This is a genomic window from Halomonas campaniensis, assembly GCF_002211105.1.
GTDB lineage: Bacteria > Pseudomonadota > Gammaproteobacteria > Pseudomonadales > Halomonadaceae > Vreelandella > Vreelandella campaniensis_A.
The window spans coordinates 1-18,080 of sequence record NZ_JPUA01000031.1 but is presented as its reverse complement, the minus strand read 5'-3'; the positions used below and the strand labels follow the sequence as shown (position 1 = coordinate 18,080).

General features: G+C 55.4%; 14 protein-coding genes. 6 read left to right on the top strand and 8 right to left on the bottom strand.

Going from position 1 to position 18,080, the window contains the following annotated elements; all coding sequences use genetic code 11:
• Positions 1–1,225: NAD-dependent DNA ligase LigB (gene ligB / locus JI62_RS11570; protein WP_240513222.1), on the top strand; the 1,225-nt coding region annotated here is incomplete at its 5' end.
• A 24-nt stretch (positions 1,226–1,249) separates the two neighbouring features.
• Here ligB and JI62_RS11565 read toward each other — a convergent pair.
• Complete coding sequence (locus JI62_RS11565; RefSeq protein WP_088700309.1) at positions 1,250–2,185, bottom strand: AEC family transporter; 936 nt, start codon at positions 2,183–2,185, stop codon at positions 1,250–1,252.
• Between the two features lie 143 nt (positions 2,186–2,328).
• On the opposite strand from JI62_RS11565, the gene metF reads away from it, so the two are divergent.
• Positions 2,329–3,171 (top strand): methylenetetrahydrofolate reductase [NAD(P)H], encoded by an 843-nt coding sequence (metF, locus tag JI62_RS11560; RefSeq protein WP_088700308.1) that lies wholly within the window; start codon positions 2,329–2,331, stop codon positions 3,169–3,171.
• Between the two features lie 96 nt (positions 3,172–3,267).
• Here the strand turns inward: metF and JI62_RS11555 are convergent, their stop codons facing one another.
• From JI62_RS11555 to prlC, 4 genes are all read right to left on the bottom strand, one after another.
• Positions 3,268–5,469, bottom strand: coding sequence for a TRAP transporter permease (locus JI62_RS11555; protein ID WP_088700307.1), 2,202 nt, complete (start codon positions 5,467–5,469; stop codon positions 3,268–3,270).
• Positions 5,470–5,571: 102 nt separating this feature from the next.
• Positions 5,572–6,561 carry a TAXI family TRAP transporter solute-binding subunit gene (locus JI62_RS11550; protein ID WP_088700306.1) on the bottom strand — a complete coding sequence of 330 codons (990 nt, stop codon included), beginning with the start codon at positions 6,559–6,561 and terminating at the stop codon, positions 5,572–5,574.
• Positions 6,562–6,853: 292 nt separating this feature from the next.
• Complete coding sequence (locus tag JI62_RS11545; RefSeq protein ID WP_088700305.1) at positions 6,854–7,105, bottom strand: YheV family putative zinc ribbon protein; 252 nt, start codon at positions 7,103–7,105, stop codon at positions 6,854–6,856.
• 62 nt (positions 7,106–7,167) lie between these two features.
• A complete protein-coding gene (gene prlC, locus JI62_RS11540) occupies positions 7,168–9,237 on the bottom strand; it encodes an oligopeptidase A (protein ID WP_088700304.1) in 2,070 nt (689 codons plus the stop codon).
• A gap of 259 nt (positions 9,238–9,496) precedes the next feature.
• Here prlC and JI62_RS11535 point away from each other — a divergent pair, with 259 nt between their 5' ends.
• The 3 genes from JI62_RS11535 (at position 9,497) to JI62_RS11525 (ending at position 12,232) form a co-directional block, all read left to right on the top strand.
• Complete coding sequence (locus tag JI62_RS11535) at positions 9,497–10,837, top strand: sodium-dependent transporter (RefSeq protein WP_088700303.1); 1,341 nt, start codon at positions 9,497–9,499, stop codon at positions 10,835–10,837.
• Between the two features lie 48 nt (positions 10,838–10,885).
• The gene (locus JI62_RS11530) at positions 10,886–11,431 is read left to right on the top strand and encodes a gamma carbonic anhydrase family protein (RefSeq protein ID WP_088700302.1); all 546 of its coding nucleotides are present in this window, start codon (positions 10,886–10,888) and stop codon (positions 11,429–11,431) included.
• Between the two features lie 129 nt (positions 11,432–11,560).
• The gene (locus JI62_RS11525; RefSeq protein ID WP_088700301.1) at positions 11,561–12,232 is read left to right on the top strand and encodes a metal-dependent hydrolase; all 672 of its coding nucleotides are present in this window, start codon (positions 11,561–11,563) and stop codon (positions 12,230–12,232) included.
• Here JI62_RS11525 and JI62_RS11520 read toward each other — a convergent pair.
• The 3 genes from JI62_RS11520 to JI62_RS11510 are packed head-to-tail and all read right to left on the bottom strand — an operon-like array spanning position 12,208 to position 16,272.
• The gene (locus JI62_RS11520; RefSeq protein WP_088700300.1) at positions 12,208–13,590 is read right to left on the bottom strand and encodes a sigma-54-dependent transcriptional regulator; all 1,383 of its coding nucleotides are present in this window, start codon (positions 13,588–13,590) and stop codon (positions 12,208–12,210) included. The genes JI62_RS11525 and JI62_RS11520 overlap by 25 nt on opposite strands.
• Positions 13,583–15,502 (bottom strand): sensor histidine kinase, encoded by a 1,920-nt coding sequence (locus JI62_RS11515; RefSeq protein ID WP_088700299.1) that lies wholly within the window; start codon positions 15,500–15,502, stop codon positions 13,583–13,585. The genes JI62_RS11520 and JI62_RS11515 overlap by 8 nt, the downstream gene beginning before the upstream one ends.
• The gene (locus tag JI62_RS11510; protein ID WP_088700298.1) at positions 15,499–16,272 is read right to left on the bottom strand and encodes a GntR family transcriptional regulator; all 774 of its coding nucleotides are present in this window, start codon (positions 16,270–16,272) and stop codon (positions 15,499–15,501) included. The genes JI62_RS11515 and JI62_RS11510 overlap by 4 nt, the downstream gene beginning before the upstream one ends.
• 321 nt (positions 16,273–16,593) lie before the next feature.
• Here JI62_RS11510 and lldD point away from each other — a divergent pair, with 321 nt between their 5' ends.
• The gene (gene lldD, locus JI62_RS11505) at positions 16,594–17,745 is read left to right on the top strand and encodes an FMN-dependent L-lactate dehydrogenase LldD (protein WP_088700297.1); all 1,152 of its coding nucleotides are present in this window, start codon (positions 16,594–16,596) and stop codon (positions 17,743–17,745) included.
• Positions 17,746–18,080: the final 335 nt, after the last annotated feature.

Sequence of the window (18,080 nt, the reverse complement as noted above, 5' to 3'; positions counted from 1 at the left end):
CGGGGACGGCGAACGGGGCCAAGACTGGACGGCGCGCGCCCGACAGCTCCCCGCTATTCCCAATACGCTACCCGAGCCGATTTCTGCGCTACTCCAAGGCGAGCTTTACTGGCGGATGGAAGAGCACATTCAGGCGCGCTCACCCTCTTCGGGTGCCCGTGGGGCGGTGGCAGGCGCCATGGCACAGTCTTCGCCTGAGGCGGCCACTCTTGAGCGTATTGGCCTGTTTGTCTGGGGCTGGCCTGACGGCCCGAACGACATGGAAAGCCGCTTAGCCCAGCTGAGTGCGCTGGGCTTTGATAGCGCTGACTACACCTATCCCTTGGATGATCGCCGTGATGCCGCCTACTGGCGCGATAGCTGGTTCAACGGCCCGCTGCCGTTTGCCACCGACGGCGTGGTGATTAAACAGGCTGAGCGCCCCGGTGTGCGCCGCTGGTCATCGTCGCCACCGGAGTGGGCCATTGCCTGGAAATACCCCGCTCAGCAGGCGCTGGCAGAAGTGCGCGGTATAGAGTTTCGCGTTGGCCGCACCGGGCGAGTAACGCCGCTGGTATGGCTTAACCCAGTGGTGTTAGAAGGGCGGCGCATCAGCCGCGTCTCGCTAGGCTCCTTGGATCGCTGGGAGTCGCTGGATGTTCGTCCCGGCGACCAAGTGGCGATTACGCTAGCCGGGCTAACGATCCCCCAGCTAAGCGAAGTGGTGTGGCACACCCAGGAGCGCTCGCCGCTGTCTCCGCCGCCACCTCAGCGCTACCATCTGCTGAGCTGTTTTGAGTTAACCCCCGGCTGTGAAAGCCAACTTCTGGCGCGGCTTGGCTACCTGGGCGAGCAGTTAGGTATGCAGGGTGTCGGTGAAGGCACTTGGCAAGCGCTAATGGAAGCGGGTGCCGTCACGCAGTTACTCGACTGGCTGGACGTTGAACCACGCCAGCTGCAGCAGGCCTACGGTATTGGCGAGGCCACCGCCGCCTCGCTTACTGAGCAATTTCAAGTCGCCCGTAGTCAGCCGTTTTCGGCTTGGCTAAGGGCGCTGGGCGCGCCGCCGGGGAGTGAGGCGGTTCGCGGGGAGTGGTATGAGTTAGCGAGTTACCAGCGCGAACAGTGGCAAGCCGTTCCAGGCGTTGGCCCGGTGCGTGCTGAGGCGCTGGTCGCGTTTTTCAGCCACCCGGAAGTGCAGCGCATGGCCGCACAGCTTAACCAAGCGGGGGTTGCTGGTTTTTAACGCATCTATCGATTAGTTCAATCACTAACCAAGCCCGGTGAGGCGCAGCATTAAACCGAGATAAAGCGGAATCAGCAGCGGCGCAAGCAGGGTCGTCACCAACACCGCTAACGCGCCTTTTTGCGGCTGAATACCCAGTTCCATCGCAACCACCACCACATTAGCAGCCATGGGCACCACGCCTATCAACAGCAGTGCTAGGGCTAACTCTGTGGAAAGTGGCGTGACCCACTGCAGGATTAACACGGCCACTAGCATAACCAATGGCCACATCAAATAGCGTAGCCCTAAGCAAGTGGCCACAAAGCGTGTATCCCAGGCGGAAAGCGTCACTTGGCTAAGCGTCATACCAATAATCATCATCCCCAGCAGCGTATAGGTGGCGGGAAATACCGCCAGCGAACTCATTACCGCTGCAGGCATAGTGATTTCGAGAGTGCTAAGCAGTAACGCTAACAGGAACGCATAGATAAGCGGTAAGCGAGAAATTTTGATCAGACTCTCACGTACTGAAAAGCGCCCGCGTGCGCTAAGGTAAAAGCCTACGGTAAATTCGTAGATATTAATTCCCAGCATACAGAACAGGTAGAGGGTGACACCTTCGGGGGGCAGCAAAATCAACGCAATCGGTAGGCCAAAATAGCCGGTATTGCCCGTTCCCGAAGAGAACGCCAACAGGGCCGCTTCCTGCTCACCAAAACGGTGGCGAGTGAGGCGTTGTACCACCAGAGCCATCAGGCTTGCCGCAATGAACAGCGCTAATGTGAGCAAAAGGTAGCCAGGTGTCGGGCCGCCGTTCATCAGCGCGCGAAAAATCGTAAACGGGGCAATCAGGTAGACCAGCAGCGTCGCAATCGGGCGGGGGTCTATTTTCAAGCGTTGGGCGGCTATCCAGCCTAGCCCGACATACCCCAATAACATCAGTAGTGGCCCCATTAAGGCGCTGGGTGCTAAATCCATAACGGCTCCCGATAAAATGATATGAACGGCTAACATGAGCCGAATTAAAGGCCAAGCGTGGAATCTTTCATTAGCCCCAGCGCGATGGAACAGCGAGAATACCCCAAAATATCATCATTATTAATCACTCATAAGGAAGTCCCATGAGCAGCCATGAGCATCCGCTAGGTATCAGCTTTGAATTCTTTCCGCCCAATACCGATGCCGGGCGCGACAAGCTGATCCGCGTTCGCGATGAATTGGCCGCACGCAAACCACGATTTTTTTCGGTGACTTACGGTGCTGGCGGGTCTACCCAGGCGCGTACGCGTCAGGTGGTGCGCGAGGTCAGCGAGAGCGGTATCAGCACCGCGCCACACCTCTCTTGCATCGGCAGTGAAAAAGCCCAGCTACGTGACTTGCTGTTGCAATATCGTGAGGAAGGCGTGGATAGCTTGGTCGCGCTGCGAGGTGATATGCCCTCGGGGATGGGGAGCATTGGTGAGCTGCGCTATGCCAACGAACTGGTTGAGTTTATCCGCGCGGAAACCGGTGACCATTTCGATATCGCGGTGGCGGCTTACCCTGAATCTCATCCACAGGCGCCCAACCTTGATAAGGATGTGGAGAACTTCGCGCGTAAAATGAAGGCAGGAGCCAATATGGCGATTACCCAGTACTTCTTTACCGCCGATGCCTATTTCAATTTCGTTGATAAAGCTCGTGCGCTGGGCGTCGAACAGCCGATTATTCCCGGCATCATGCCGATTACCAACTACACCAAGCTGGCGCGTTTCTCTGACGCCTGCGGTGCCGAGATCCCGCGTTGGATTCGTAAGCAGTTGGAGTCCTATGGTGACGACAGCGAAGCGATTGCCGCTTTTGGTACCGATGTGGTGAGCCGCCTCTGTCAACGGTTGCTGGAGGGCGGTGCCCCAGGCCTGCACTTCTACACGCTTAACCAAGCTGCGCCGGTGCTCAAGATCGTCGATAACCTGACCGATTAACTTAGAGGTTTATTGATCTAGCTTGTGCGCACTAAAAACCCCGCCCAACGATGGTTGAGCGGGGTTTCTCGCTTAGCACTTAGCGTTTTAAATCAATCAGCTAACTTGTGCCGTTTTATTACCCCCTCCGTGTGCCTTACGCTGCATTATGAATAACACGGTACCGATCGCAAGGCCGACAATGTCGGTATAAATACCGCCATAGATTAAAAACAGCGCGCCTACCAGCATGACTAAACGCTGAACTAGGTTAACGGGGCCAAAGAACCATTTCTGCACCATGCCTGAGAGCAAGACAATGCCCAGCGTCGCCGTTAATCCAACGCGTAAAATCTGCATTGGTGAGCCTTCCATGAGCATGGCCGGGCTGTAGAAGAACATAAACGGCACGATGAACGCGGCCAAGCCAATCTTGAATGACGCTACCGAGGTGCCCATGGGGTTGTCCCCAGAGATACCGGCGGCTGCATAGGAGGCCAAGGCAACGGGAGGCGTAATCGCCGAGACGACCGCAAAATAGAACACGAAAAAGTGCGCTATCAGCGGCTCAATGCCGATATTGATCAAGCCAGGTGCGACCACAGAGGCGGCCACCGCGTAGGCGGCGGTGGTAGGCATCCCCATTCCCAGTAAAATACTGATCAGCATGGCAAATACGAGTGCCAGCAGCTGGCTCACGCCGGCTAAACCAAGCAGCAGCGACGAGAAACGCGCGCCCACACCGGTCAATGAGATAACCCCGACGATTAAGCCCGCGCAGGCGCACACGGCGATAATCTGAATCGACATAGTGCCCGCGATTTGCAGCGCTTTAAGAATCGCACGAAAGCCCATTTTATTGGGTGAGAGCCAGCTAACTACCGCGGCCGACGCCGTTGCCAGGGTGCCGGCACGAATCACCGAGTAGCCCATAAACAGAGCAACAATTAGGATAATAATCGGCGCAAACAAATAAACCTGTTTGACCAGCTTCGAAAACAGCGGGATCTCATCTTTGCGCATGCCGCGCATGCCTTTACGGGCGGCTTCAAAGTCGACCATAAAGTAGATAGAGGCAAAATAGAGAATCGCTGGAATGACAGCGGCAAGGGCAATTTCGGTGTACGGAATGCCGGTCACTTCGGCCATGATGAACGCACCCGCACCCATAATCGGCGGCATGATTTGCCCACCGGTTGAGGCTGCGGCTTCAATGGCGCCCGCGCTACGTGCGGGGTAGCCGACTTTCTTCATCAGGGGAATAGTCAGCGAGCCGGTGGAAACCACGTTACCTGCCGAGGTGCCGTTAATCATACCCATCAAGCCAGAGGCAAAAATAGCCACCTTGGCAGGGCCACCCCGGGCACGGCCTGCGGCTGCAAAGGCAAAGTTTACAAAGTAATCGCCAACTTTAGAGGCCTGCAGGAAAGCAGCAAAAATAATGAACAGAATAATATAGGTCGATGACACTGCGGTGGTGGGGCCGAGGATACCGGCGTCCGTGTACACCTGACTAAAGAAGCGTTGTAGTGACAGCCCCGGATAGCCTAAAAAGCCTGGCAAATAAGGGCCAGCGAATACGTAGGTCAGGAAAACTGCAGAAATAACCACCAGAGCAAGACCGGCTACCCGGCGGGTGAGCTCCAGGATCAGCAGGGAGCCCGCAATAGCTGCCCAGGAGATGCCTGATGGTGCGAAAGAGGTACCCGTCGACATACGGATATTGGTGTTGTATGCCACTAGTAAATAGCCAGCGCTAGCCAGCGCACAGACCATCAGCACCAAATCAGCAGGATTAAAGCGGTGCCGCGCCTGACGATAAAACCATGACAATACAATGGCACCCGCCGTCGTTGCCATGAGCGGATAGCCGTAGTGCCAGTTTTCAATACTCGGGTCGATGCGCATCGCTTCGCCGCTAAGCGTTTGATGCATTAAAAAGACTTGCGCTAGGGTATAGGCGGCAGGAATCAGTAGCGCGTAGCTCAACCACTTAATCCAGGCGCCGGATGCCTGGTAGTCGTCGTCGGCGAAGCGTGCACCAGCAAATAGTCCGTATCCTAGAATAAGCGCACCGGCAATATGCACGATACGAAACGACCAGGTTTCCATCGGATACACGTTGAGTGAAATCAGATGGAAACTTGAGTAAGAGATCGCTAATGCCGCAAATAGCAGGAACTGCCAGCCGGTAAATAGGCGGCGATTGGGTTCAACAACGTCTTCATCGACACCATCGGCAATGGATTCGGGTATCGCTGACGCCGCGTGGGCATCGTCCTTGAGGCCATTGGGGTCTTGGTCGGTTTTGTGACTCATTAGAGTTCACCCTCACAGCAAAAGCAGACAAAGGGGAGTAGCAGCGAAAGCTGCCCCGTCCGGCGAGGCCGGAAACGGGGCAGCCAGAACGGTGAAGGTTGCTTAGTTGATCATGTCATCAGCAATTTCATAGCCGTTCTCTTCGTACCAGCGTGCAGCGCCAGGGTGGAACGGTAGAACAGTGTTGTGCTTGATGTTTTCTGGGATGGTAGTCGCCGCGCTGCGATGCACAGATTGCATGCGGTCATTGTTTTCCATGGTGGCTTTGGTGACTTCGTAAACGAAGTCTTCCGGTAAATCACAGCCTGCAATAGCGAAGTTCCACATGGAGACGGCGCGTGCGTCATCTTCGAGTGTTTCATAAGTGCTAGCTGGGATCATAAACTCAGCAACGGGGAAGTTTTCCAGCACCGTGGCTAGCTCTTCTTCATTAAATTCGATGATGTTGACGTCAGTTTGTACTTCCAACTGACTAACAGCGGGGATCGGAATGCCGGCCGCGAAGGCAACAACGTCAAGCAGGCCATCCTGCAACTGACCGCCCAGATCTGACCAGCCGCCATTACGGCGTTCGAAGTCAACGCCCAGGGTTTCCAGAATCGCTGGGAAGTAAGTGTCAGAGGTTGAGGCAGCCGGGCCAAAACCGATGCGCGCGCCATCAGGGATGTCGGAAATTGTCTCGATACCGCTGTCAGAAAGCGCGGTAATGGAGAATGGCGTTTCGTACATGGGGAACATGGCGCAAACGTTATCCATCTTCATGCCCGGCGCCAGCGGACTTTCGCCTTTAACGGCGTCTGAAGCGGGGCCCATGGTGGTCAAGCCAAACGCCATATCGCCTGTATGCACAAGCGCCAGGTTTTGAGTTGGGCCGCCGGTGACTTCGCCACCGCCAGATACGCCTAACTCATCGGCAATAAAGTTCGCCCAGCCTGAACCGTAAACGAAGTAAGTGCCGCCTTGGCTAGCGGTACCCACGGTAAAGTTATCGGGCCAATCGGAACGGTCTTGAGCCTGGGCGCTGCTGGCCGCTGCGACAAGCAGCGCGCTGCTGGCGAGGAGTGTGAACGTTTTAGGCATATGTTTGCGCATGGCGAAAATTCCTAGCTGTTATTGGGGTTATATACTGGCGGCTTCAATTAACACCGCCAGTCGATACTGCGTTAAGCAGGTATGCCTGTATATAACAGCGATAGTCGTGCCATTTAAAATTTAGAGCTTTAAAATCAGTTACTTGTAATTTTTTTATTCAACTTTGGTGGCAAGCCTTAAGCGCAGAAGTGTCCGGGTGTTCGCACGATGACGGCTTTAGAGTGTGCGGATAACCGCACACAAATTGTCTCTTTCGTTCGCTATCGGCTTTGGGGCGTGGGGCGGTTGGGGGTTAATGCGAGGGTTTGCCGGGATCCAGAATACGTACGGGCTGGACATCCTGCTGCTTCTGATCTTCGCGTACCTGGTTGACTCGGGTGGTCATTTCGGTAAGCGCGTCTTCCTCAATGGGTAGTTGCTCGAAGAAATCGCAGCTGACGCATTCTCGGTAGCGAATACCGTTTTGCTCCCAGGCGCGGATACGATCCATCGCCGCGCAGCGCGGGCAGGTGACACCGGCAATAAAGCGTTTAACCGTTGACATTACAGACTCCTAGCGCGCAGCGCCCAAGGCGCTGCGCATGGAAAAACGTGTTTAAAAATGCCTTAAGCGGCGCGAATGCCGCTATGGCGCAAGAGTGGCTCTACGCTCGGCTCACGGCCACGAAAGGCGATAAACAGGTCAGCGGCGTCACGGGCGCCGCCCTGCTCAAGAATTTCACGGCGAAAGCGCTGTCCTGTTTCAGGATCAAAGATACCGGCCTCTTCAAAGGCACTCCAAGCATCTGCCGAGAGCACTTCCGCCCACTTGTAGCTGTAGTAGCCAGCAGCGTAGCCACCCGCAAATACGTGTCCAAAGCTATTTTGGAAGCGGTTGAAAGACACTTTAGGCAGTACAGACACTGCTTCACGCACCTCATCTAACAAGGCTTGTACGTCGCTGGCGCTGGGAGCACTGACTTCATGGTGCAGGCGCAGATCAAACAGCGAGAACTCGATTTGACGCATCATGCCCATGGCCGACTGAAAGTTCTTGGCCGCCTGGAGTCGCTCAAGCAGCTCTGCTGGCAGTGGTTCACCGCTATCCACGTGCTTGGCAAGTAGGTCTAACCCTTCGCGTTCCCAGCAGTAGTTCTCCATAAATTGGCTGGGCAGCTCGACAGCATCCCAGGCCACGCCATTAATGCCGGAAATATCGGCGATCTGCTGCTGGGTCAGCATATGGTGCAGACCATGGCCAAATTCATGGAATAGGGTGGTGACTTCGTCGTGGGTGAGCAGTGCCGGGCGGCCACTTACCGGGGCAGTGAAGTTGCAGGTAAGGAAGGCGACCGGCAGTTGTAGACCCTGCTCGGTTTGGCGGCGTACTCGACAGTCGGCCATCCAGGCGCCGCCACGCTTGCCTTCCCGAGCGTAGAGATCGAGATAAAAACCGGCTATCGGCAAGCCGTTTTCGGTGATGCGGAAATAGCGCACGTCATCATGATAGCGGGGTGCCTGGGTATCTTCTTCAAAGCGCACACCATAAAGGCGTTCAACCACCTGAAACAAGCCATCGACCACCTGTGGAGCCGGAAAATAAGGCCGCAACTGCTCCTGGGAGATCGAGTGGCGCGCTTCGCGAAGCTTTTCACTGGCATAGGCAACGTCCCACGGCTCCAGCGTCGCCAGGCCAAGTTCATTTTTGGCATAGGTAGCGAGTTCTGCAAACTCCTCTTTCGCCTGAGGCAACGCACGGCGGGCTAAGTCGTTGAGAAAGTCGAGTACCTGCTCGGGGGATTCCGCCATTTTGGTGGCAAGAGAGTAATCGGCGTAGGTGGCAAAACCGAGCAGTTGGGCCATTTCACGGCGCAGCGCCAGGATCTCTTCCATGATCTCAGCGTTATCGAATTTACCCGCATCTGGGCCTTCATCAGACGCACGGGTAACAAAGGCTGTATACACCTCCCGGCGCAGCTCGCGGTTGTCAGCGTAGCTAACTACAGGGAAGAAGCTGGGGAAATCCAAGGTAATCCGGTAGCCCTCAACGCCTTTCGCTTCGGCGGTGGCTTTTAGTGTATCGAGCGCGCTCTCCGGCACCCCTGCTAACGTCTCTTGGCTATCGATGTCCTTGTGCCAAGCTTGAGTGGCATCCAGTACGTTATTGGAGAACTGATTTGACAGCAGTGAGAGTCGCGACTGAATCTCGCCGTAGCGCACTTTCTTTTCCACGGGAAGGTCGACACCGGCGAGTCGGAAATCACGCAGGGCATGTTCAACAGTGCGCCGCTGAGCGGCGTTTAGGGTTTCCCAGGCCGGGCCCTCTTGCAAAGCTTGCCAGCCATGAAATAACCCTTCGTGCTGGCCTACCCAGGTGCCAAACTCAGAGAGTTTCTCAAGGCATGCCTGGTACGCTTCACGTAATGCCGGGGAGTTCATAGTGCCATTGAGGTGCGAGACCGGTGACCACGCCTTGGTGAGCCGGTCATTCACCGCTTCAAGGGGCGCTGCAAAAGTGTCCCAGGTAGGCGGGGTAGCGGCTGCCTGCTGGGCGAGGCGGTCAATGGCCTCTCGGCTTTCGCTTAGCAGCGTCTCCACGGCAGGCTCCACGTGCTCGGCGCGAATCTCGTCAAAGGGGGGCAGCTCGTGGCTTTCAAGCAGCGGATTGGTGGTGGAGGACTTGGGATTGGAGGACATAGACACCTCGGGTAGCAGGCTTTTTAAAAACCTGGTTCTAAAACACTGGTTCTAAAGACCTGGTTCTAAAAATACAGGTTTTAAAACGTCAGGAGCGCGCAAAGCAATAATAATGACACAGTGCGGGCGGTGGAGCCGTGTTTCAATGTTAGCTTCAACAACTATGTTGAATGTCGGGTTTTACGGTCAAGGTTTGGCCTGCACGCAAGCGCCTGCTAGTCTTGCCGCCTTTTAATGCCACCAATGGCAGGAGCATGTGATGAGCGAAACGCTGGAGCGTTGGGGGTCAAAGCGGGCCTTTATCCTAGCGGTAACAGGTGCTGCGGTGGGGTTAGGTAATATTTGGCGCTTCCCTTACGTGGCCGGAGAGAACGGCGGTGCGGCCTTTTTGCTAATTTATGTGGCCTTTGTACTCCTATTGGGTATTCCCGTGATGATGGCGGAGATACTGATTGGGCGTGCCGGTCGGCGCGGGCCGATGCAAGCCTTGGGTGCCCTGGCGGCAGAGGCGGGGGCTTCACCTCACTGGCGCTGGCTGGGCCTTTTTGGTGCGTTCACTGTGTTCTGTATTTTGTCGTTCTACTCGGTGGTGTCGGGCTGGTCGATTGAGTTTTTGGTCGCATCTGTTAACGGCAACTTTAATGGTGCCAGTGCCGCTGAGATTGGCGCTGGTTTTGATGCTTTTTTGGCCAACCCAGGGCTGCTGATCTTTAATCACTCGCTGTTTCTGTTTATGACCATGACCGTGGTGGCGGCAGGCGTTGCCAAGGGGCTCGAGCGGCTCAATAACCTGTTAATGCCGCTGCTGTACCTATTGCTGCTGCTATTAGCGGGCTATGCCGCGACCACTGATGGTTTTGCCCCGGCGCTGTCATGGCTGTTCATGCCCTCCTTCGATGCGCTGACGCCGTCAGTGGTGGTGCATGCCATGGGGCATGCGTTCTTTACGCTGGCGGTGGGAGCCTGTGCCTTGATGGCCTATGGCGCTTATATGCCGGAAGAGCAGAGCCTGCCGAAAGCAGCGGTTGCCGTCGCCGTGCTCGATATTAGCGTGGCGTTACTGGCGGGGATCGCGATTTTCTCAGTGGTGTTTGCCCAGGGCATGGATCCCACCGACGGACCAGGGTTAATGTTTGTGACTCTCCCTATTGCGTTCTCTGAGCTGCCTTGGGGCGCTGTATGGCTCAGTGTGTTCTTTTTGCTGTTGCTGCTGGCCACCTGGACATCGGCCATTAACCTCGCGGAGCCGATGGTCGCCACGCTGCAGGGCTTAGGGTTGCGACGCAGTATCTCGACAGCGATTGTGGCTATTAGCGTCTGGCTGATTGGGCTGCTATCGGCGTTCTCTTTTTCAACCCTGGCCGAGTTTCGGCCGCTATTTGGTCGCAATGTTTTCGAGCTTGTCAGCAGTATACCGCCAGATGTTTTCCTGCCGTTGGGCGGCCTGTTGATTGCGACGTTTGCTGCCTGGGTAATGCCCCGTGAAAAAGTGGTCAGTGCGTTAGGCGTTGGTGAAAGCGGTTACCTTGTGTGGCGTAATATCATCCGCTGGGTGTCGATTCCGCTGACTTTTATTGTTTTGATGGCCGGGTTGCTATAGTGCGGAATGAAACTCTCCCACTGTCGATGAGTCTTCTAGGAGCGAGTTATGAGCAGTGCCTTACGAGCGCATCAAGGTATAAGGCCCCAATTGGGCGAGCGCGTTTATATTGATCCGGCCAGTGTGGTCATTGGTGATGTGGTGATGGGCGACGACTGCTCCGTCTGGCCAATGACGGTGATTCGTGGCGATATGCACCGTATTCGTATCGGTGCGCGTACCAGCGTGCAGGATGGCAGCGTGTTGCATATCACCCACGCCAGTGACTTCAGCCCCGAAGGGTTTCCGCTCACCATTGGCGATGATGTGACCATCGGCCATAAAGCGATCTTGCACGGTTGCACACTGGGAAGCCGAATACTTGTGGGTATGGGCGCAATTGTGATGGATGGCGCGGTCGTCGAGGATGAGGTCATTATCGCCGCTGGCGCCGTGGTAACGCCGGGTAAGCATCTGGAAAGTGGTTATGTGTATGCCGGTAACCCAGCCAAAGCGCTGCGGCCACTCAAAGATAAAGAGCGTGCTTTCTTTCCTTACACCGCTGGCAACTACGTTAAATTGAAAGACCGCTTTCTGGCCGAAGTCACCCGCTAACGACTTTTTCCAGTTTTTTCCTAAGCGATTGCTAAGCCAACCTTTTTTCTTAAATTAGTCATGTCGCGAACGCTAAAAGTCTGTTAATTTATACAGTTTTCTGTTTTGCAGACTTTGGGATGCCGCTTCATGGCTAATTTTCGCACGCATATTACGGTGGCAGCGGCGGGCGGCATGCTGATAGCTTACGCAGGCTGGAAAGGCCAGCTTTGGCCGCCCTCCCAAGCGATGGTGATGATTGCATTAGTCACGTTCGGCGGTATTCTGCCTGATATTGATGCTGACCGATCACACTCTATCCGTTTGATATTTAACTTACTTTCAGTGCCTGCCTTGGTGTTGGGGGCGCTTCTCCTTCAACCGTGGCTGACGCCGGGAGCATTATTGATTGCATGCGGGGGAATTTACTTCTGCGTTCGTTATTTGGCCGGCATTCTATTTTCGCGTTTCACCGTGCACCGCGGTATTTGGCACTCGCTACTAGCGGGCGGGCTCTGTAGTCTACTCACCGCCGCGTTAAGTTTTAATTTACTCAACCAGTCTGAAGGGCTGGCGTGGTTTCACGGTGCTGCTACGTTGGTCGGTTTTTTGATCCACTTGAGTTTGGATGAGATATACAGCGTTGACCTCGAAGGTGCGCGGTTCAAGCGCTCCTTTGGTACCGCGCTTAAGCTAGGCGATAGCCGCCGACCGATGTCCAACCTGCTAATGCTGATTGCCACATTAACGTTGATACCCTGGGTGCCTCCTTGGTCTGTCTTGGGTGATTTGCTGCATCAGGGCTCACTGCTATGGCGGTAGTCGTCGGCATTGAGACCGTGCTTTTTCAGTTTGTCGTAAAAGGTTTTGCGCGGGATACCCAAGTGACGGCAAACGTCGGTTACACGGCCGTGGTAGCGTGACAGTGATTGGCTGATCAGACTCTTTTCAAACAGTTCTACCTGGCGTGGCAGGGTAGGTTCTTCGGTGTCGGCATTGACACCTTCCAGCAGCGCATCCAGACGGTAATCAAAGGCGGCCCCCAGCAGCACGTAGCGCTCGGCAAGGTTACGCAACTCGCGCACGTTGCCGGGCCAGTCATGGGCTAGTAGAGCCGCAATGGCGTGGCTGTCGAGGGTCGGTGCTTCCAGCCCACTGCGATTGGCCGCGACCACGGCAAAGTGCTGGAACAGCAAGGGGATATCCTCACGCCGCTCGCGCAGCGCAGGTAGCGGCAGGGTGACTACGTTGAGCCGATAGTAAAGGTCTTCGCGGAAATGCCCCTCTTCGGAGGCGGCTTTGAGATCCACCTTGGTGGCCGCGATAACGCGGATATCGAGCGGAACGGTTTCATTAGCGCCCAGCCGTTCGACGCTGCGCTCTTGCAGTACCCGCAGCAATTTGACCTGCAGTGCCATGGGCATTGACTCGATCTCATCCAGAAACACCGTGCCGCCGTTGGCGTGTTCAAACTTGCCGATGCGCCGCTCGACGGCACCGGTGAAGGCGCCTTTCTCATGCCCAAACAGCTCCGATTCAATGGTGTTTTCAGGCACTGCGCCGCAGTTAATCGCCATAAAGGGGCTGTTACGGCGCCCGCTGCGCTCGTGAATCGCACGGGCCACCAGGTCTTTTCCGGTTCCCGTCTCACCAAACAGTAGTACATCGGCTTCGACTTGGCTGATGCGCTGAATCATGGCGGCCAGCCGCGAAATGACCGCTGTGCGGCCAACTAAGCGCGGACCAAGCGCTGCTTGTTGCACCTCCAGCTCGGCTTTAAGGCGGTGGTTTTCCAAACTGAGCTGGCGCTTCTCTATGCCTCGGCGCACCACATCCAGCAGTTGATCACCGGCAAACGGCTTCTCAAGAAAATCCCAGGCCCCAGCACGCATGGCTTCTACGGCCGTGGAAATGTCGCCGTGGCCGGTGATTAAGATGATGGGCAGAGTGGCGTCGCGGCTATGTAGCTCATGGAGCAGCGCCATGCCATCCATACCCGGCATGCGGATGTCGCTAACGATTACCCCAGGGAAGTCAGGTGTCAATGCCGCCAGCGCTTGTTCTGCTGATTCAAAGCAGTAGGGCGTGTAGCCCGCGAGTTCAAGGGTTTGGCTGGCGGTGATCCGCAGGTGCGGTTCGTCGTCGATCACCATGACCGGCAGCGTCGACGGCTCATGCATAAGAGGGGCTCTCCTGGTTGTGGGTTAGGGGCGAGTAGGGCAGGGTAATAGTAAAGCTGGCACCGCCATTAGGCTGATTTGCAGCCTGCAGCTTGCCGCCTAAATCATCCATGATCCGCGACGAGATCGAGAGCCCCAGGCCTAAACCACTTCCCGGTGCTTTGGTGGTAAAAAAGGGTTCAAAAATATGTCCTAAGTGCTCCTCGGGGATGCCGGGGCCGTTATCGCTAACGCTAATAATGACCTGCTGCTGGTGAGTGTGGGCGCCCAGAGTGAGTTGTGGGGAGGCTACGCCTTTCATCGCCTGGAGCGCATTGCCGATTAAATTCACCAATACCTGCTCCAGGCGCACCAAGTCGCCTTTTACCCATAAGGTTTCTGCAGGCCAATCCTGCACAATGGTGATATTGCCTTCGCGCAGGCGGCTTTGAAATAAGCGCAGGGCGTAGTCGATGCAGGCCTGTACCGAAATAGTCTCCTGGCGCTCGCTGCTCTTACGCGAAAACTGACGCAGCTGGGCACTGATATCCGCCATACGTTCGGTGAGCTCAACAATCTGCTCCAAGTTGGCATCCGCTTTGTCGTGGCGGGCCAGTTCCATAAACCGACGGGCGTTCTCAGCGTAGGCGCGAATAGCCGCCAGCGGCTGATTAAGCTCATGATTAATACCCGCAGCAAGTTGTCCCAATACAGCAAGTTTGGCCGCTTGGATCAGTTCATCCTGGGTCTGGCGCAAGCTGGCTTCAGCGCGACGCCGCTCTTCGATTTCATCCGAAAGGCGCTGGTTACTGGCCACCAGGTCGCGGGTGCGTCGTTCCACGCTGACCTCTAATTCGTCGCGAACGCGAGCCAGGGTGTTGCGCTCACGTTGGGCAAACGCTTCTCGCTCACGGCGTAGCCTCAGGCGCTGCCAGCCAATACCTGCACCAAGAGTAACCACACCGTAGAGGCCGCCTGCCATGAGAGCAGCAATCCACTGGGCGCTAATCACCGGTGTTAGCGGCTTTAAAATGTGCATTTGCCAGCCAAATTCAGGAATATGCCGGGTCAAGCTTAGGTAGTCACTGCCGCTCAGCGGGCCCTGGGAGAAACTGACCAACTGACTACCCTGGCGATAAGGTGCATTGACTTCAATACCCGACGGCGTCAACGGTTCCATGGCGTATCGGCGCGTTGCCCGTAGGCTTTGACGTTGCTCGTCGGTCAGCGAATAGAGGGCGTTCATGCGCAGCTCGGGGTGGCTGGCCATGAAGATAATGTCGTCACTATCGGTGACAAACAGCTCGGCATCCTGCTCTGCCCAGCTCTCTTCAACATCATCTAAGAGTACTTTCACCACAAGGACGCCGTCTGGCTGTGCGTCCGGTGAGGTGTCGTCTAGCCACACGGGCGATGAAAAGTAGTAGCCCCGTTCAAGCGACTTGATGCCTAAGCCAAAAAAGCGCCCCTGGCCGCCGGCGATGGCATCGGTGTAATAAGAGCGAAAAGCATAATTCTGGCCAATAAAGGTGTTTGGGCGATGCCAATTGCTGGCGGCGATTGTGTCACCCTCACGATTGAGTAAATAGACATCTGAAACCCCCGCTGTAAAGCGGAAACGATCCAGTAGCATATTGAGCGGCATGGGGTCTTGGCTATCGGGAGAGGCCAAAAAACGCTGCACGCCTTCCCGAGTGGCCAGCATTTGCGGTAGGTAGTCGTAGCGCAATAAATAGCCGTTTAAGTTTGCGGCAGAGAGGCGCAACTCGTTTTCGGCATCGTCCTGTAAGTTAGCCAGCGCTTGTTCCCGCGCCAGTTGAGCTGCCTGCCACATACACAATAACAAGCCAAGCGAAATGACCAGCAGCCATAGGCGTCGCCATCGCAGAGGTAAAGGCGCAGGAACTTGATGATTCACGCCAGCGCTGTTCATGCTGTCGTCTTACTACTGCCTTGAGCGCGGCGGAGGGCGCGCTGAGCTCGTGTCTCTGCGCGGGCCATCTCAAGCAGTCCCTCTTCAACAAATACCAGGTGTTCATGGGCGCGAGCCCGTGCATCCTCCGCGCGACCCTCCAAAATGGCATTGAGCAGGGCGCGGTGCTGTTGCATCAACTGGCTGCGCGACCCCTCCTTGGCGAATAAATGGGCCAAGTTATTTACAATGCTCTTCTCTAGCAGATGGAAAATGCCACGAATAGTATGCAGTAGTAGAACATTGTGGGCCGCCTCGGCAATCGCAAGGTGAAACGCCGCATCTAGTTTAGCTTCCTGAATAGGATCCGCGCCGGCAAAGCCGCCATCGAGCTCTTCAAAACGCTGAATCAAAACGGATTTGTCGGCAGGTGTAGAGCGAAGAGCGGCGTAGTAGGCGGATATTCCTTCCATGGCATCACGAAATTCAAGCAGATCTAAATTAAACTCATCGTGACGAGAAAGCATTTCCAGCAGCGGATCAGTATAGCCATTGCTAAGGTCGTCGTTTACGAAAGTACCGCCGCCCTGTCGACTGGTGAGTAAGCCGCGAGCGGCTAATTTCTGAATGGCCTCTCGTAACGAAGGGCGCGAGACGCCAAACCGTTCAGCTAATTCACGCTCAGGGGGTAAGCGCTGGCCTGGCTTTAAGCTGCCTTCCAGCATCATGGCTTCTAAGCGCTCAGTAATAACATCGGCCAAGCGCTGTTGGCGGAGCGGTGGATAGCTCATAGTGAATAGCTCATGTCTAAAAGACTCTGTAATTGGTAAGACCAATATTAAAAGCTATCGAATCTTTTCTCAAGCACCTAGGGACTGATATTTGGCAGAGTAGGGTTTAGTTAATAGTGCTTATACATAGTGTCTTTAAACTAAAGTATGGCGTTTTTTAACGCTCAAATCGGTATCAGTATTTGACACGCTTAGTGCGGCTCACTACTGTTGATGCTGTTTTTTTGTGAATTGGTAAAACCAATTCTCCGCTTCGGGCGTCGGTGTATAGCGCGCCCAGTGCATCGGGCTATCAAGCAGGGCTATCACACAGGGCTACCCATGATCATTTCTGCATCCACGGACTACCGTCAAGCCGCTAAACGTCGTATCCCACCCTTTCTCTTTCATTATGCCGACGGAGGATCTTACGCGGAGCATACATTGCGACGTAACGTCGAGGACTTGGCCGGTATCGCGCTGCGTCAACGTGTATTGAAGGATATGTCGTCGCTATCACTAGAGACAGAGTTGTTTGGTGAAACACTTGCCATGCCGATAGCGTTGGCGCCGGTGGGGCTGGCGGGTATGTACGCTAGACGCGGCGAAGTACAGGCGGCGCGGGCGGCTACTAATAAAGGTATACCGTTTACACTATCGACAGTGTCGGTGTGTCCAATCGACGAAGTGGCCTCTGCAGTGGGTCGACCTATCTGGTTTCAGCTTTATGTGTTGAAAGACAGAGGGTTTATGAAGCATGTTCTAGAGCGAGCCAAGTCCGCGGGCGTCAAGACGCTTATCTTTACCGTCGATATGCCCGTGCCGGGAGCGCGTTATCGCGATGCGCATTCAGGTATGAGCGGTAAGCGCGGCCCAATGCGGCGCATGCTTCAAGCAGCGGCACACCCTTTTTGGGCCTGGGATGTAGGTGTTAATGGTCGGCCCCATGATTTGGGCAATGTGTCTGACTATCGCGGTAAGCCAACGGAGCTTGAGGATTACATTGCCTGGCTGGGTGATAACTTTGATCCGTCCATCTCTTGGAAAGATCTGGAGTGGATTCGCGAGCAGTGGGATGGCCCGATGATCATTAAGGGGATTCTCGACCCTGAAGATGCTCGTGATGCGGTTCGCTTCGGCGCGGATGGCATTGTTGTCTCCAATCATGGTGGGCGGCAGCTTGATGGTGTTCCCTCTACTGCACGTGCTTTGCCTGCTATCGCCGATGCAGTAAAAGGTGACTTGGCCATTCTGGCTGATTCCGGTGTGCGTAGCGGGCTCGATGTTGTGCGTATGGTTGCCATGGGGGCCGATACCGTATTGCTTGGGCGTGCTTACATATACGCACTGGCTACTGCCGGAGAGGCGGGCGTTGCTCATCTGCTCGAGTTATTCGAAAAAGAGATGCGGGTAGCAATGACGCTAACTGGGGCACGTAGTATTGCCGAGCTTGGGCTGGACTCACTGGTGCCAGACTCAATACGCGGTGTCTAATGGCAGCGTTTGCGCCTCAATTAAGATCAATATTAAAAACCGCTTGCCAACCCGGCTTTGAGTACGTAAAGTACGCATCCGCTGCCGGGGACGCCAAGCGTTACCAGCGGTGAATAAGGTGTAAAAGCCTTGGTTTGTCAGGAGGTTAGAGCAAGTTGTATCGCTCGCCTCAGTCGCTAAAAAAACAGCGATTGACAACCACCAGGAAATGCGTAGAATACGCCTTCCTCGCTGAGGCAAGCCAAGTCAACGGCAGCCCGGTTGCTTTCACAGCAACCTCCAGCGAAACAGCTCTTTAACAATTTGATCAGGTAATTCATGTGGGCGCTTGCTGA